The 15,459-nt window shown below is 68.1% G+C and carries 16 protein-coding genes; 7 read left to right on the top strand and 9 right to left on the bottom strand.

Translation table 11 applies throughout. From position 1 onward, the window contains the following. Positions 1-9 precede the first annotated feature (9 nt). Positions 10-363 carry a hypothetical protein gene (locus F572_RS0108970; protein ID WP_017942655.1) on the top strand — a complete coding sequence of 118 codons (354 nt, stop codon included), beginning with the start codon at positions 10-12 and terminating at the stop codon, positions 361-363. Between the two features lie 420 nt (positions 364-783). Here F572_RS0108970 and F572_RS0108965 read toward each other — a convergent pair whose 3' ends face one another. Further along, on the bottom strand, positions 784-1,314 hold the full coding sequence (locus F572_RS0108965) for a hypothetical protein (protein ID WP_017942656.1): 531 nt from the start codon (positions 1,312-1,314) through the stop codon (positions 784-786). A gap of 168 nt (positions 1,315-1,482) precedes the next feature. Beyond that, complete coding sequence (locus F572_RS0108960; protein ID WP_017942657.1) at positions 1,483-2,064, bottom strand: thioredoxin family protein; 582 nt, start codon at positions 2,062-2,064, stop codon at positions 1,483-1,485. 115 nt (positions 2,065-2,179) lie between these two features. Here F572_RS0108960 and F572_RS0108955 point away from each other — a divergent pair, with 115 nt between their 5' ends. Continuing rightward, positions 2,180-2,920 (top strand): ferredoxin--NADP reductase, encoded by a 741-nt coding sequence (locus F572_RS0108955; protein WP_017942658.1) that lies wholly within the window; start codon positions 2,180-2,182, stop codon positions 2,918-2,920. Positions 2,921-3,043: 123 nt separating this feature from the next. Here F572_RS0108955 and F572_RS0108950 read toward each other — a convergent pair whose 3' ends face one another. Further along, positions 3,044-3,814 (bottom strand): S9 family peptidase, encoded by a 771-nt coding sequence (locus tag F572_RS0108950; RefSeq protein WP_018158443.1) that lies wholly within the window; start codon positions 3,812-3,814, stop codon positions 3,044-3,046. Positions 3,815-4,162: 348 nt separating this feature from the next. Between F572_RS0108950 and F572_RS0108945 the strand changes: the two genes are divergently transcribed. Further along, complete coding sequence (locus tag F572_RS0108945; RefSeq protein WP_017942660.1) at positions 4,163-4,363, top strand: YdcH family protein; 201 nt, start codon at positions 4,163-4,165, stop codon at positions 4,361-4,363. 305 nt (positions 4,364-4,668) lie between these two features. On the opposite strand, the gene F572_RS0108940 is transcribed toward F572_RS0108945, so the two are convergent. Both F572_RS0108940 and F572_RS0108935 read right to left on the bottom strand, forming a co-directional pair. Continuing rightward, the gene (locus F572_RS0108940) at positions 4,669-5,964 is read right to left on the bottom strand and encodes an NAD(P)/FAD-dependent oxidoreductase (RefSeq protein WP_017942661.1); all 1,296 of its coding nucleotides are present in this window, start codon (positions 5,962-5,964) and stop codon (positions 4,669-4,671) included. A 16-nt stretch (positions 5,965-5,980) separates the two neighbouring features. After that, positions 5,981-6,292, bottom strand: a complete 312-nt coding sequence (locus F572_RS0108935) for a c-type cytochrome (protein WP_017942662.1) — start codon at positions 6,290-6,292, stop codon at positions 5,981-5,983. A gap of 225 nt (positions 6,293-6,517) precedes the next feature. On the opposite strand from F572_RS0108935, the gene F572_RS0108930 reads away from it, so the two are divergent. After that, positions 6,518-6,826: a PilZ domain-containing protein gene (locus F572_RS0108930; protein ID WP_081602048.1), complete on the top strand. Its 309-nt coding sequence runs from the start codon at positions 6,518-6,520 to the stop codon at positions 6,824-6,826. Positions 6,827-6,854: 28 nt separating this feature from the next. Here the strand turns inward: F572_RS0108930 and F572_RS0108925 are convergent, their stop codons facing one another. Beyond that, complete coding sequence (locus F572_RS0108925) at positions 6,855-7,247, bottom strand: DUF3775 domain-containing protein (RefSeq protein WP_017942664.1); 393 nt, start codon at positions 7,245-7,247, stop codon at positions 6,855-6,857. Between the two features lie 9 nt (positions 7,248-7,256). Continuing rightward, a complete protein-coding gene (locus F572_RS0108920) occupies positions 7,257-7,568 on the bottom strand; it encodes a DUF2288 domain-containing protein (protein WP_017942665.1) in 312 nt (103 codons plus the stop codon). A 95-nt stretch (positions 7,569-7,663) separates the two neighbouring features. On the opposite strand from F572_RS0108920, the gene F572_RS0108915 reads away from it, so the two are divergent. From F572_RS0108915 to F572_RS0108905, 3 genes are read left to right on the top strand one after another with little or no spacing between them, the layout of a single operon-like run. Further along, positions 7,664-7,993 carry a PepSY domain-containing protein gene (locus tag F572_RS0108915; protein ID WP_017942666.1) on the top strand — a complete coding sequence of 110 codons (330 nt, stop codon included), beginning with the start codon at positions 7,664-7,666 and terminating at the stop codon, positions 7,991-7,993. Continuing rightward, the gene (locus F572_RS0108910) at positions 7,990-8,706 is read left to right on the top strand and encodes a response regulator transcription factor (RefSeq protein WP_017942667.1); all 717 of its coding nucleotides are present in this window, start codon (positions 7,990-7,992) and stop codon (positions 8,704-8,706) included. Before F572_RS0108915 ends, F572_RS0108910 begins: the two co-directional genes overlap by 4 nt. A gap of 25 nt (positions 8,707-8,731) precedes the next feature. Then, positions 8,732-10,066 carry an ATP-binding protein gene (locus tag F572_RS0108905; protein WP_017942668.1) on the top strand — a complete coding sequence of 445 codons (1,335 nt, stop codon included), beginning with the start codon at positions 8,732-8,734 and terminating at the stop codon, positions 10,064-10,066. A 170-nt stretch (positions 10,067-10,236) separates the two neighbouring features. Here the strand turns inward: F572_RS0108905 and F572_RS0108900 are convergent, their stop codons facing one another. Beyond that, a complete protein-coding gene (locus F572_RS0108900; protein WP_017942669.1) occupies positions 10,237-11,493 on the bottom strand; it encodes an FAD-dependent oxidoreductase in 1,257 nt (418 codons plus the stop codon). 25 nt (positions 11,494-11,518) lie between these two features. After that, complete coding sequence (gene hrpA, locus F572_RS0108895; protein WP_017942670.1) at positions 11,519-15,457, bottom strand: ATP-dependent RNA helicase HrpA; 3,939 nt, start codon at positions 15,455-15,457, stop codon at positions 11,519-11,521. Positions 15,458-15,459 lie beyond the last annotated feature (2 nt).

Raw genomic sequence — 15,459 nt, 5'->3', positions numbered from 1 at the left:
GCGTCGGAGATGTTTAAGCGCCGCGCGCGGTTGCTGGTGGCGGCCGAGCACCCCGATGGGCGTGCCGCCCGCGTGGCCGAACTGGCCGGGGCGGCGGAGTTCGAGGATTGGATCGAGGTGCGTCCCGCTCGCGCGATGGCCGAGGTGACGCAGGAGGAGCTGGACTGGGCGGACCTGCTGGTGGCGGTGGATGAACCTGCCGCGCGGGCTATGCCGGCCGGGCGCCCGGCTACCTGCCGTCCAAAGTACTGGCGACTCCCGCGCGAGACCGGGGCCGACTTCGATCTGCAGACGCTTGAGGCGCTTCGCTGCATGGTGGGTGGTATGCGCATGCTGGCGCGGGTGGATGCCGACGACGCCTGACGTCGTCTATCCGTTGGTCCCGCGCGGCACCTTCACCGAAGAAATCGTGATAGCCCATCCCTGGCCATCCCGGCCGCAGCGAAGCGGAGAGCCGGGATCTGCGGTCGTTACTTTGACCGGACGTATTAGATCCCGGATAACCGCTGCGCGGTTTCCGGGATGACGTCGAGAGGGGTGATCGGGGATACCCGGGCGTGATCGCGAGGGGCGCGCCCGGGTTGGTTCCGACCGATCGCCACGGCGCTGCGCGCCTCGCGATGACGATGCTTCTCGCAGTCCGCGTCATGGCGAGGCTCCGTCAGGGGCCGTGGCCATCTGCGGACGCAACCGCTGCGGGTTGCCTGGCTCTGCGTCGGGGCTGTCCACGCGGCTCGCTGCTGCACGTCACGCGATGACGGGTCAGTTTTCCCTGTAGGCCTCCTAGTCGGGGGTGTAGGGCGTCGGGGCGCGGGCGTGCAGCTGGGCCAGATGGTCCTCGTAGAGCGCCCAGATGCGCGGGGCGATGGCGCCGCGCGATCCCGGGTAGGTGAGGCGGTCGGGGTTGAAGCTGATCAGGCGTTCGATCTCGGTGCAGCGCAGCTCCTCGTTGATCACGTTGAAAATCAGGATCTGCGTGCCCTGGTCGGCGATGGGCAGCAGCGCCCCGATGATCCCGGTGTCGTTCAGGCCGGGTTCGCCGCGGGCATCGCCCAGTTCGGCCGGCGGGCGGACCAGCGTGCCCAGCAGCTCCTGATAGGCCTGGTCGCAGGCATAGCAGATCTCGGGCGCGCGCAGCCCCTGTACGCGCTCGCAGGCCTGCTGCACGGTGGTGTCGGGCAGGGCCATGCGTTCCGGCGAGAGTGCAATGCGGTTGTTCTCGCCGTTCGGCAACAGGCGCGGCACGGACTCCTGGCAGGAGGAACAGCGCCAGGTGGCGACCCGGGGGCCGTCGATTACGTTGCTGGGCGGCATCTGGCGACCATCATCCGGGGGTTCGGGGCGGTATGTGGCACGCGGTAGCGACCGCCTGGGTTGTTGGCTGATGAGGGCTGGGCAATTCGCGGGCAGACCCCCTCCCACAGGGGCGGGCCCACTTGTCCAGCCCCTTGGATCGTCCTCGATTCAAGCGGGGCGCTCAGTTCAGCCGAAGTAATCGGGCTCGTTGCCGGGGCGCCACTTGATATTGCAGCCGAGGCTGGGGTGTTGCGGATCCGGGGCCGGCTGCCCGGCGAGCAGGGCGTCGCTGGCGGCGCGCAGGTCGCGGCCGGTGACCGGAGTGTCCGATCCGGGGCGGGTTCCGTCGAACTGGCCGCGGTAGTACAGCTTGCGCTCGGCGTCGAACAGGTACAGATCCGGGGTGCAGGCCGCGTGATAGGCCTTGGCCACGGACTGGTCCTCGTCCAGGCAGTAGGGGAAGTTGTAGCCGAAGCGGCGGGCGTCATCCTTCATCTTGTCCGGGGCGTCGTCCGGCACGGCCTGGATGTCGTTGGAGTTGATGGCGATCACCGCGATGCCCTTGTTCGAATATTCGCGGCCGTAGCGGGCGAATTCGTGGCGGATCAGCTGCACGAACGGGCAGTGATTGCAGATGAACGCAATCATGTAGCCTTTTGCGTCGGGAAAGCTGTCGAGGCTGATGGTCTCGCCGGAGACGACGTCCGGCAGGGAGAAGTTCGGCGCCTCGGTGCCGAGTTCGATCATCTGCGAAGGGGTGCGGGCCATGACTGCTCCAGTAGTCGGATTTGCGACAATTATACGGCGTTGGCCGGGGGTGCTTGAAACCTTCCGGGCGCGCCAGCACTCTTTCAAATAATACCTGAGTAATGGAGTAAGGAATATGGGCTGGGTGACCGGTGTCGTGCAGGAGCGCAAGCAGTGGACGGACCGCCTGTTCTCGCTGCGCGTGGATGCCGAGGTCGAGCCGTTCAAGGCGGGACAGTTCAACCGCCTGCGCCTGGAGATCGGCGGGGAGATGGTGGGGCGACCGTATTCGTACGTGAACGCCCCGGGCGAGACCCCGCTGGACTTTTACCTGATCACCGTGCCGGACGGCCCATTGTCCAACCGCCTCGTGCAGCTGGAGCCCGGTGACACGGTGGAGCTGATGCCGCGCGCGACCGGCTTCTTCACTCTGGATGAACTCCCGGACAGTCGCGACCTGTGGCTGCTGTCCACGGGCACGGCGCTGGGGCCATTCCTGTCCATGCTCAAGACGGACACCCCCTGGGAGCGCTTCGAGAACATCCGGCTGATCCATGCGGTCCGCCAGGCGGAGGAGCTCACCTACCAGGAGACGATCCAGCAGTTTCAGGAGCGTGCCCCGAAACAGTTCCAGTACATCCCGTTCGTCAGTCGCGAGCCGTTCCCTGGCGGGCTCGAAGGCCGCGTACCGGCCGCAATCGCCGAGGGGCGCCTGGAACACCATGCGGGCCTGAAGATCACGCCGGAGCATTCCCAGGTGATGCTGTGTGGTAACCCGGCCATGGTGCAGGACACCACCGCCATCCTGAAGGAACGCGGGCTGGCCAAGAACCGCCGCCGCAAGCCGGGGCAGATTACGACGGAGAATTACTGGTAGGCCCTCGGATATGTAGGAGCGTGCTTGCACGCGAAGCCCCTGCCCAACTCGAACGCGGGCAGGAGCATTCGCCTGCAAGCAGGCTCCCACGAGCAGGAAATCTTCGGAGTGGGGCCCCCGACGCTAATCCAGCAGGTTGGCCGACCAGGCGCGGATCAGGCCCGCCACGTAGCGGGTGTGTTCCGGGCGCGAGAGCAGGTGGTCGGTCTGGTGCAGGGCGACGAAACTCTTGGGATGGTGCGCCTGCTGGAAGATCTTGCGGGCGTGATCGACGCTGACCACCGTATCGCCCGGTGCGTGCAGCAGCAGGAGCGGCTGCTCGAGCGTGTCCAGCGCGGTGTCCAGCGTGGGTTCCTCGATCGACTCGATGAAGGCGCGGCCGATCTCCACCGGACGGCCGCCGATGCTGATGCGTGCCGAGCCCTCGCGCCGAATCTCGTCGGCGGTGTCGCCGAACAGGTGGGCGACATGGTCGGGTCGGCTGGGGGCCGCGATGGTCACGATGCCATCCAGCGATTCGCGTTGCGCACCGACATGGATGGCCATGGCGCCGCCGAAGCTGTGGCCGATCAGCAGGTTGGTATGACGCCCTGTGTGGGTCTCCAGCGCCTCGAGGGCGGAGTGGAGGTCCTCGCAGTAGGTCTCCAGCGTGCTGTCGCGGAATTCCCCTTCCGAGTCGCCCAGCCCCATGAAGTCGAAGCGTAGCGTCGCGATGCCCTCCTCGGCGAGCGCGCGCGCAAGCCGTACCGTGGCCGGAAAGTCCTTGGAGCAGGCGAAGCAGTGGGCAATGCAGGCCTGGCCGCGGATGGCCTCTGCCTCGGGCGCGACGATCACGCCGCCCAGCTGGGTGCCGCGCGGGGTCTGGATGGTGAGCGTCGTGTTGTGGGTCGCCATCGGGTGGTCTCCGGGTGTCCTGATTAGCAACCAGCTTCAGCCAATTGCAGGGAATATTCGCCCACGGGTCGGCTCCCTTCCGCCGCGGCAGGGTGCCGTTGAGCGCAGCGAAACGCACCATTACCCGCGTCGTGCCAGTCCCTTGATGGGATTCGCTGCGCTCATCCCATCCTGCGACCCGGCGGCTGGCTGAACGTCATTGCTCGTCAGGCCGGCTGTTAGGGAAGCACTGGTTATGGTGGTCCCGCCGGGGGCGGTCTGCGATCATACGGGTTTGATGATCCGAATGGCCACGCGGGGAGTCCCCCGGTACACGGCCACCACTTCACGGGACCACTGGGGGCCGGCTTGGAAACCGAGAGTCAGATTCGCGCACGCCTGGCCGAGCTGGAGGCCGAGCACCGGGCCCTGGATTCCGCCATCGGCGTGATGCACGAGCAGGCCGCCCCGGACATCTTCGCGATCCAGCGATTGAAGAAGCGCAAGCTGCAGCTCAAGGATGCCATCCAGCGCCTGCGCAGCCGCCTGATCCCCGACCTCAACGCCTGACCCGCCTTATTCACCACGAAGCACACGGGGACACGCAGGAGAGAAAAGCGCCTGACAGGAAGATTAGAAGAAGCGAAGAAAGGCAAGGCTATTGGTCTTGGGTCAAGATCGATCTGGTAAGCGTTCACCCGTCGGTCGGGTCCGGGGCTCACGACCAGCCGCAAAACAATCTGTTTGTCTTCCGCTCTTCCATCCTTCCTGTTAACCGATCTTGACCTTCCATTTCCTCGCGCGCTTCGTGGTGAGCAAAAAAAACGGCGCCCGGAGGCGCCGTTCGAGTGTGTTCCGTACAGGAACGCCGGGGACTAGCCCCAGATGTCGTGGGTGATGCCGGCGTACCAGGCCCGGGTGTATTCCGCCTCGCGGCGGCGGAAGCTGGAGCTGGCACCCGACGGGCTGACACCACCCGCACCGGATACCCCGGCCATCGCGCCATCCTGGTACTGGTAGACCGCGGCCACGCTGATCGCGTAGTCCGGGGTAACCAGGCTGTAGCAGGTGTTGGCGGAGGACGGGTTGATCGGCTCCTGGCCAGAGACCTCGCGCACGATGGCGGCGGCCACGATCTTGCCCTGGTTGTTGGCCGAGTGGCCCGACTTCGGCATGGCTCCGGCCACGCTGGAGTCCCCCAGGACGTAGATGTTGTCGTCCATCTCCGACTTGAAGGTCAGCTGGTCCACTGGTACCCAGCCTGCGTCGTTGGTCAGGCCCGCGTCATGGGCGATCTGCGCAGCCCGCTGGGCGGGGATGAAGTTCAGGACGTCGGCGCGAACGCGTTCGAAGCCGCTGTCAGCCAGAACGGTCATGTTGTTGACGTCGATCTCCTCGGCGCGACCGCCAGCGGAGCCGGCACGCCACTCGATCATGTCGCCGTAGTGTTCGGCCCAGCCTTCCTCGAACAGGCCCTGCTTGGAGAAGCCGTCCTTCGGATCGAGGATGATGATCTTGGACCGCGGCTTTTCCTGCTTGAAGTAGTTCGCCACCAGCGAGACACGCTCGTACGGACCCGGGGGGCAGCGGAACGGGTTCGGCGGGGCGACCATGACGAACACGCCGCCATTGGGCATGTTGCGCAGCTGGGAGCGCAGCAGCTCGGTCTGCGAGCCGGCCTTCCAGGCGTGCGGGATGCGGTCGGCGTCGGCCTCGGAGATGCCCGGCATGTCGTCGTAGCGGAAATCGATCCCGGGCGACATCACGAGCTTGTCATAGCCCATGCTGTCGCCACCGGCCAGGCGTACGCTGCGGGCGGCGGCGTCCACCGCCGTGACGCGGTCCTGGACGATCTCGATGCCGTAGTCGTCGCGCAGGGTATCGTAGCCGTGAGCGATGTCATCCATGCCGGCGAAGCCGCCGATCACCCAGTTACTGCCGTAGCAGGTGTAGTAGGTGGCGTTCGGCTCGATCAGCGTCACGCGCATGTTGGGCGAGAACTGCTTGATGTATTTCGCGGCGGTGGCACCGCCGGAACCGCCGCCAACGACGACCACGTGGGCCTTGTCGGCTCCGCGCATGCCGTTGGTGGCGCAGCCGACCCCGGTGAGGGCCGCGGCACTGCTGATGCCAGCGACCTTCAGAAAATTGCGTCGATTAAAGTTATGCATGTGAGATTCCCCCTGATCAGAAGCGGCTGAAGTAGCCGGCCATCGCTTCCATTTCCTCGTCGGTATAGCCCTTGGCGTGACGATCCATGATCGTCGCGTCGCGGTCTCCGTCGCGGAATGCCTTCATCTGACTCACGATGACGTCAGCGGGAATACGGTTCAGGTCAGGAACCCCGCTGTCAGCAGCAGCGGCGTTGTGGCAGGCCTTGCAGGATGCGGCCATTAGCTGGCCCCGGGTGATTTCGTCGTCGGCAAGGGCCTGGGTAGCAGTGCCCGCCATCGCCAGCGAGGCAGCGAGCCCCACCAGGTACAAGTGCGATTTCTTCATTGAAACGGACTCCTCCGTAAGAAGTGGCTGTTTGCGAGCGACAGCTGTGGAGTACTGCCTTCATCCTCTGGCCCGGTGTGATGATCCGGGTTGTGATATACGCCACCGGGTTCGAGCCCGGTAGTTGCGCCTGATCGCGGAAACCAACGATCATGAACCCCGTATAGCACATAAAAATCGCCTTTTCGATAGATTGCAAAGGCAACTGCGGTCAGGAGGAGTGCCATGACAGGGGAACGACGACGTCATCCACGGATCCCCATGACGGTCGAGGTCGTGGCCGAATGCGAGAGCGGGGACCGGGTGACCCTGACCACCAACGATATCTCCGGCGGCGGGGCCTTCCTGCAATGGGACGACCCGGAAAATGCCTGTGTGGGCCACCTGATGAAGCTCGCCTCGGACGACGAACTGATGCTGCAGGTCTTCGGGATGCTGGGCGATGGTGGCGAGGCGCCGCGGGTGAAGGCCCAGGTGGTGCGGGTGATGGACGGCGGCATCGCCGTGCGCTTCGACCCCGAGGAACTCGAATAGGGTTGCCGCAATACCCGGCACCGCAGCGCTACGCCTCCCGCTCGATCTGTTCCATGCCCGCAGCCCATTCGTCGGCGATCTGCGGGTTGGTCAGCAGCCAGTGCACGGTGTCCGCGCTCCAGTCGTCGCGCGCCTCCTGCAAGGCCATGTCCCAATCCTCCACCGCGTAATCGCCGCGCCCGACGGCGCTCAGCGTCTGCAGCTCCGCCTGCTGTTCGGGACCCAGATCGCGAAGCGTCTCCTCCAGTTCCTGCAGGGTCAGGTCGCTGGCGTGGTCGGCCAGAACCTGCAGGGCCCAGTCGTCGTCGCTGCCCTCCGCGCCGGTGTCGGGGAACACGACGTCTTCCTTGGCATGGAACTCCCGCGCGGCCTGGATCAGCCGCTCCAGGGTCTCGCCGGTGATTCCAAGGGAGACGGCCATCGCTGGGCCCTAGTGGGCCGGGGTCCGTTCCTGGGCGAGGACCCAGGGGGCGGCCACGATGGCGGTGAAGATCGGGTCGTTCGCGGCCCAGCGGCGGGCGTCGTCATCCGAGGCGCGCGCGACCTGGTCGTTGGCGATCCATTCGCTGACCTGATGGGTGGCATCGTCACGGATGGCGCGGGCCACTTCGATCAGGTCCAGCTCCGGGGCCACGCGGATCACCACGCCACGGGCGAAATGCGGCATGAGTTCCTTCCATGGCAGCGGGCCGGCCTCTTCTTCAAGCGGGATTTCGGGTTGTTCGGCGGGGGCGTCGTGCATGACGGTTCCGGTCGGTTTCAGATATGGTTCAGGCTAGGCCGATACCCTTGCATCTTCAAGACCTTTCCACGCAAATGCCCGGAGGATGCACCGACATGCGACCGACGCCGGACCTGCAGCCCGGATACCACGGGCGGGACCTGACGCGGCCCCGCACGGGTCCGGTGCTGGTACTGGCAACGCTGCTGCTGGTCGCGCTTCCGGCCCAGGGCCAGTTCAACACCGATGACCCCGAGGCCGCGGTCTGGGACCTCGACGAGGCCGTCGCCCAGATCGAGGCGCATTATCCCGGTCGGGTCCTGCATGCGCGCGAAGACGTCAGCCGCTTCGGGGCGCGCCTGTTCGTGATCCGTATCCTGACCAACGACCAGCAAGTGCGTACCCTGCGCATCGAGGAAGGCACCGAAGTGGAGCTCCCGGAATGAACCTGCGCGTGGTATTGATCGAGGACGACGTTGCCCTGCGCAACCAGATTGGCGAGGAGCTGGACCGCAGTGGCTGTCGTGTGGATACCGCCTCGGACGGCGAGACCGGGCTGTACCTGCTGACCGAATACCACTGTGATATCGCCGTGGTCGATCTCGGCCTGCCGGGTATGGACGGGTTGGACGTGATCCGCAAGGCGCGCGAGTCGAAGCCCCGGCTGCCCATCCTGATCCTGACCGCGCGCGATCGCTGGCAGGACAAGGTCGAGGGCCTGGAGGCCGGCGCCGACGACTACCTGGCCAAGCCCTTCCACATCCAGGAGCTGCTGGCGCGGCTGCGTGCTCTTGCGCGGCGCAGCCTCCAGTCCGGCCAGGAGCGACTGCACTTCGGCCCGCTGGTGATCGATACTGCCGGGGACGAGGTCTGGCTGAACGGCGAACCGGTGACCCTGACCACCTTCGAGTACCGCCTGCTGATGACCCTGGTGCGCCAGGCCGGTCGGGTGCTCAGCAAGGATGCGCTGGCGGACTACCTCTACGATCACGACGAGGATCGCGAGAGCAATGTGATCGAGGTCCTCATCGGGCGTCTGCGCCGCAAGCTGGATGGCGACGGCAGCCTGGGCCTGATCGAGACCCTGCGCGGGCGCGGCTACCGCTTTGCCCGCGAACCCGACGCCGCGCCGGAAAACGAGTCGGACAACGCCGGATGACGCGCTGCGAGGCTGCCCGGTCCGCATGAAGGCGGTCCTGCGCAAGCTGCGTGGCAGCCTGGTCCTGCGTCTGGCGGGGGTCACGGCGATCACCGTGCTGATCTTCTCGCTCCTCACGGCCTGGGTGCTGGAGGCAGCGTTTCGCGACAATGCGGCGGATGCCGTGGAGACCCGCCTGGAGGCCCAGGTCCTGCTGCTGATGGGGCTGGCCGACGTGATCGGCCCGGCCGATGTGCGGGTTCCCGAGATGCTCCCCGAGAGCCGGCTGCAGCTGCCGGTCAGCGGGCTCTACGCGCGCATCCTCGGCGAGGAGGGCGAAACCCTCTGGCGTTCGCCCTCGACGGTGGGCGTCTCGTTGCGCGGCTGGTCGGAGGACGAGTACTTCAGCTTCAGCCTCCCGGTGCAGTGGGAGCTGGAGGGCGACCAGATCGGCCTGACCTTCCAGATGCTGGAGGATCGCGAGGCCTTCAACGAGCAGGTCGAGCAGTATCGCACCAGCCTGTGGCAGGGGCTGGGCGCGATGACCCTGTCCATGATCCTGGTCCTCTCTCTGGCGTTGTGGTTCTGGGGCCTGCGTCCGCTGCGCCAGGTGCGGCGGGATCTGGATGCCCTGCGCCATGGTGACCACGCCCGCCTGGCGGGCGATTACCCCACCGAGGTGCGTGCCCTGACCGGCAGCATCAACGACCTGGTCGAGTTCGAACGGGCGCGTCTGGTCCGTCAGCAGAACGCCCTGGCGGATCTGGCCCACAGCCTGAAGACGCCGATCTCCGCGCTGCGCCTGAATCTCGAGAGCACCCGCCCGGACCCCGACGACATGCAGCGCCAGGTGGACCGGCTGCAGGCGATCGTCCAGCACCAGCTTAACCAGGCCCAGCGCCTTGGCCCCGCCCCCTTCCAGGCCGCCGAGCCGCTGACCCCGATCATCGAGCGGACCGGTCAGGCGCTGGGCCGGCTCGCGGCGCAGGAGGGGGTGGCGCTGGAGACCGATCTGGCGCCGGGCTGTGCCCTGCGCATGGACAGTGGTGCCATCTTCGAACTCCTGGGCAACACCCTCGACAATGCCATCCGCCACGCCACCACACGGGTGCGCATCACCACCCGCTGCCAAGCCCGCGAGGTGACGCTGATCATCGACGACGATGGTCCCGGCATCCCGCCGGACGACCGTGCCCGGGTGCTGGAGCGTGGCCAGCGAGCGGATACCCGGGGTGGCCAGGACGACGGCCCGGGCGAGGGTCAGGGGCTGGGGCTCAGCATCATCCACACCCTGGTGACCGACCACGGCGGCGCCCTGTTCATCGAACAGGCACCGGACCTCCACGGGGCGCGCATCCGCATGGTGTTCTCCGCGTCCTGAAGACAGTGCGGACGGAGTCGGGGCTCTCCCTTGATGCGTTTCGCTGTGCTCAACGCATCCTACGGCGGACGGTGTCCAGCCGGGGAGTGCCGTTGCGGAGCCTTGTAGGATGCGTTGAGCGTAGCGAAACGCATCGACCAGGGCTGTCTCGCGCCCCAAACGGTTGGAAATCAGAGCGTCAGGCCGTCCAGCGGCAGCGCCGGGGGTTCGCCCAGTACCTGGTCGCGCACCAGCGCGGCGGCACCGCAGGCGAAGGTCCAGCCGAGGTGGCCGGAACCGGTGTTGAGATAGAGCCCCGGCACTTTGGTGGCCCCGAGGATCGGGGTGCCACGTGCGCTCATCGGGCGCAGACCGGTCCACGGCGCCATGGTTTCGGTGTCCAGCTGCGCGGGTAGCCCCACTAGGGTGTGGCGGCAGTGGTCCAGTACGCTGGCGGCGCGCTGCGGGTTCAGCCGGCGGTCGCGCCCGGCGAATTCCGCCGTCCCGGCCAGACGCAGGCGCCCGCCCAGTGGCGTCATCACCACCTTGTTGGCGTCGTCGATCAGCGGCAGCTTCAGCCGCGTCCCGGCGTCCATCGGCAGGGTCAGGGAGTAGCCCTTTACCGGTGCCACGGCCAGCCGGATGCCCAGCGGGCGCAGCAGATCCGGCGCGTGGTAGCCATTGGCGACCACACAGGCATCCGCGGCGATCGGCCCTTCCGAGGTCTCCAGCGTGTCGAGGCGCCCCTGGAAGGTGCGCAGGCGCCGCACCGTCACGCCCGGGTAGTAGGTCATCCCTCGGCGCCGGGCGATGGCCAGCAGGTTCGTGGTAAAGAGGGCGGCATCGCCAATGGCATCGTCGGGGAAGTACAGCCCGCCGCACAGCTGGTCGCGCACGGGTTCCAGCGCGGGCTCCTCGGTGATGATGCGGTCCACGTCCCAGTCCTCGAAGCGCACACCGACGTCTTCCATGTCCTCGCTGGCCGCACGATTGCGGGCCTGGCTGGCCGGATCCTGAAACAGCTTGAGGATCCCGCTGCGCCGAAAGCCGAAGTCCAGTCCCTCGGGGCCAAGCTCGCGCTGCAGGCGGTCGATCTCCTGGAGAGAGTAGGCGGCCAGGCGCGCGTTGATCCGGGTGTGTTCCTCGAAGCGCGCCCGGCGGCTGTTGGCCAGGAAGCGCAGCCCCCAGCCGATCAGGCCCGGTACGGCGCGCGGGCGCACCAGCAACGGCGAGTCACTGCGGCCCAGATAGCGCAGCAGGTCGAGTCCGACCCCGGGAGTATTCCACGGTTCGGCATGGCTGGCATGCAGCATGCCGCCATTGGCGAAGCTGGCCCCGCTCGCCGGTTCCGGCGCGGCATCCAGCAGCACCACCTCCGCTCCGGCCTCCTGCAGATACCAGGCTGTGGTCACGCCAATCACCCCGGCGCCGATCACCGCTACGCGCATTCCTTGATCCTTACGAAAGCGTGGCTCATGTGCCACTCGCCAGTTGTTGGATCAGTGTCGCGTATTCGCGTTCCAGGCGCTTGGGGGAGACCTTCTCGCGAGTGCCCAGCTCCTGGGCGAACTGGGAGACGCGGAATTCCTCGATGCGGTAGCGAAAGGCCAGCACATCCGGATGGTCCGGCGCGCGTGCGATCAGCTCCTGTGCCTGCTGCCACAGCGGTTCCACCGCGACGCGCCGGGCGCGGTCCTTGTCCGGGGCCTGAGTGATGCGTTCCAGGCGCTTGTCGATCGCGTCCAGGTAGCGCGGCAGTTCCGGCAGCACGTCGTGCGGGATGCGCAGCAGGAAGTCGGCCGGGACCAGGGCATCCAGTTGCCCGCGGATGTCGCGCGCGGCCTCGATCCAGGACAGGGGCAGATCGCCCTGCAGGCGGGTGCGCAGGTCGTGCCAGCGGCGCAGGATCTCGGCCGTCAGGCGCGAGAGCTCCATCACCGTGGGCGAGAAGCCGGGCAGTGCCTCGTCCAGCCGGCGGGTGAAGGCGTCGGCGTCACGCGGCCAGGGCTCGGTCAGGAACACGCGGTCGGCGGCGGCCTCCAGGATCTGGTCGCGCAGGGCCTCGCAGCTACCCAGCGTCGAGTAGTTCAGGCAGGCGCGCTCGATCTCCGGGAGCTGGCGGCGCAGGTCGCGCGCGGTCTTGCGCGCGCCGAGCAGGAACAGCCGGCGCAGGCCCGCACGGTGGGCGCGTTCGGCCTTCGCGGGGTCGGGTTCCAGCTCCAGCGAGACGGCGTCGCTGCGGTCGACCAGGACCGGGAAGGCGCGCAGCTGGGCCCCCTGGTGGTCGAACTCGACGCTCTCCGGCAGCGTGCCGAAGTCCCATTCGGTGATGCCCTCGCGGGTAACCTCGTCCGGGCGGCTGGCGTCGAAATGGGCCTCGGCGCTGTCGCCCAGCTGGCGCTTCAGCGCGGCCAGGTCGCGGCCGGTGGCCTGCTCGTGGCCCTCCGGGTCGAGGATGCGGAAGCGCATCACCAGGTGCGGCTCCAGCGCCTCCGGGCGCCAGGCGTCCAGCGGGATCTCGGTGCCGGTCATCGCGCGCAGGGCCTCGGCCAGCGCCGGGATCAGCGGGCCCTGGCGGTGCTCGATGCGCGCCAGCGCGGCGCTCGCGAAGTCCGGGGCGGGGACGAACTGGCGGCGCAGGCCCTTGGGCAGGCTCCGCAGCAGCGCGGTCACGCGCTCCTCCAGCAGCCCCGGCACCAGCCAGTCGCCCAGCCAGTCGGGCACCGCGTTCAGCGCGGCAATGGGGATGGTGACGGTCACGCCGTCGTCCGGCTGGCCGGGCTCGAAGCGATAGGCCAGCGGCAGGCGCAGGCCCTCCAGCTCCAGGTGATCCGGATAGGCGCCCTGCGGGAGGGTGGCGTCCGGCTCGTTCAGCAGCTCCGCGCGGTCGATCCGCAGGGCGTCGGGGTTCTGCTTCTCGGCCTTGCGCGCCCAGGTCTCGAAGCGCGTGCCGTCGGTGATGTCCGCCGGCAGGCGGGCGTCGTAGAAATCGAACAGCCGGTCTTCCTCCACCAGCAGGTCGCGCCGGCGCCCGCGCGCCTCCTGCTCGGCGATCTCGGCGACCGCCGCACGGTTGGCCTGCACGCCCTTCGAGCGGGTGCGCAGCTCGCCGCCGACCAGGCCCTCGCGGATCAGGATGCGCCTTGCCTCGGCCGGGTCGTGTTTCGCGAAGTCCACCGGCTTCTTCGGCGCCACGACCAGTCCGTAGAGGGTGATGCGGTCGAACGCCCCGACGCGCCCGCTGCGGCGCTGGAAGTGCGGCTCGAAGATATGGTGCTTGAGCAGGTGCGGGGCAGCAGCCAGGATCCAGTCGGGTTCGATGCGCGCGTTGTCGCGGGCGTAGACGCGCGTGGTCTCGGCGATCTCCGCACTCATGACCCAGGCCGGCTTCTTCTTCGCCAGCACCGATCCGGGGTGGATCTGGAAGCGACGGTTGCGCGCGCCGAGGTAGTCGCCACGCTCGGTCTTCTGCCCGACCTGGCTGACCAGGCCCGTCAGCAGCGCGCGGTGCACGGCCTCGGCGTCGGCGGGCTGGTGATTCGGATTCAGGTCCATCTCGCGTGCCAGGCGCAGCAGCTGCACGCGCAGTTCCTGCCACTCGCGCATGCGCAGGAAGTTGAGGAAGTGCTCGCGGCACCAGCGTTTCAGGGCATTCGAGCCGAGGTCCTCGCGCGCCGTGTGCCAGGCGTCCCACAGGCGCAGCATGCCCATGAAGTCGGAGCCCTCGACCTGGAATTCGCGGTGGGCCTGGTCCGCGGCCTGGGTCGCCTCGGCCGGGCGCTCGCGTGGGTCCTGCAGCGACAGGAAGGCGGCGATGGTGGCGGTCTCGGTCACGCACTGGTGATCGGTGCCGGCCAGCAGCATCGCGCCGTGGCGCGGGTCGATGGGCATGCGCGCGAGCTGGCGGCCGCGTGGCGTGATGCGGCCGCGCGTATCCACCGCGCCCAGTTCTTCCAGCAGGCGGTAGCCGTCCTTGACCAGGCGCGGGTCGGGCGGGTCGACGAACGGGAACTGGCGCGGCTGGCCGAGCTTCAGCGCGGCCATCTGCAGGATCACCGAGGCGAGGTTGGAGCGCTGGATCTCGGGATCGGTGAACGGCGGACGCAGGTTGAAGTCGTCTTCCGAGAAAAGGCGGATGCAGATACCGGGGCCCAGCCGTCCGCAGCGCCCGGCGCGCTGGTCGCAGGCGGCCTGCGAGATCGGCTCCAGGCTCAGGCGCTGGACCCGCGAGCGCCAGGAGTAGCGCGAGATGCGCGCCAGTCCGGAGTCGATCACGAAGCGGATGCCGGGGACGGTCAGGGCGGTCTCGGCCACGTTGGTCGCGAGCACGATGCGCCGCCCGCGGTGCGACTGGAACACCCGCGCCTGCTCGCGCGCGGAGAGGCGGGCGTACAGCGCGAGGATCTCGGTGTCGGTGCGGACCTGGCCGCGCAGTGCCTTGTGGGCGTCGCGGATCTCGCGCTCGCCGGGCAGGAACACCAGCACGTCGCCGGGGCCGGCGCGTTCGCACTCGGCCACCGCGTCACGGATGCCGTCGAACAGGTCGCGTTCGCCGCGGCCCTCGTCATGATCCCGGGCCTCGTTCTCGCCGCTGTCCTCGGGCTCGATCGGGCGGTAGCGCAGCTCCACCGGATAGGTGCGCCCGGCCACGGTCAGGATCGGGGCATCGTCGAAGAACGCCGACAGGCGTTCCGGGTCCAGGGTGGCCGAGGTGATGATGATGCGCAGCTCGGGGCGCTTCTGTGACAGGCGCTTGAGCACGCCCATCAGGAAGTCGATGTTCAGGCTGCGCTCGTGGGCCTCGTCCACGATGATGGTGTCGTAGGCGCGCAGCTCCGGGTCGTGTGCCAGTTCCGCCAGCAGGATGCCGTCGGTCATCAGCTTGACCCAGTTGTTCGGGCCGGTCTGGTCGGAGAAGCGCACCTTGAAACCGACCGTGGAGTCGCGGTCACCGCCCAGCGTGGTGCCCAGTTCCTCGGCGATACGGCTGGCCACCGAACGCGCGGCGATCCGGCGCGGCTGGGTGTGGCCGATCAGTCCGGCCTCGCCGCGCCCGGCCTCCAGGCACAGCTTGGGCAGCTGGGTGGTCTTGCCGGAGCCGGTTTCACCGCACAGCACCAGTACCGGGTGCTCGCGGATCGCGGTGACGATCCGTTCGCGCTCGGCGTGGATCGGCAGGTCGCCGGCATAGACGGGTTGCGGTCGCAGGCGGGTGCGCTCGTCGCTGCCCCCTTCGGCGGTGTCGAGGCGCTCCGCGAGGGTGCGGGCCATGCGGTCGCAGGGTTGCCCGCGCTTCTGGCGCTGGCGGGCGCGGCGCAGCAGGTCCGCGAGGTCCTTGCGTTCGGGGCCGGCGGGCAGCGCCTCGATGCGGGCCGCGAGGGCGTCGAGATCCGGTGCGGAGGCCGGTTCCACGG

It is taken from the genome of Thioalkalivibrio sp. ALE14 (genome assembly GCF_000376845.1).
Lineage (GTDB): Bacteria > Pseudomonadota > Gammaproteobacteria > Ectothiorhodospirales > Ectothiorhodospiraceae > Thioalkalivibrio.
Note: the sequence above shows the minus strand (reverse complement) of the source record. Positions and strands in the feature narration are given on the sequence as shown.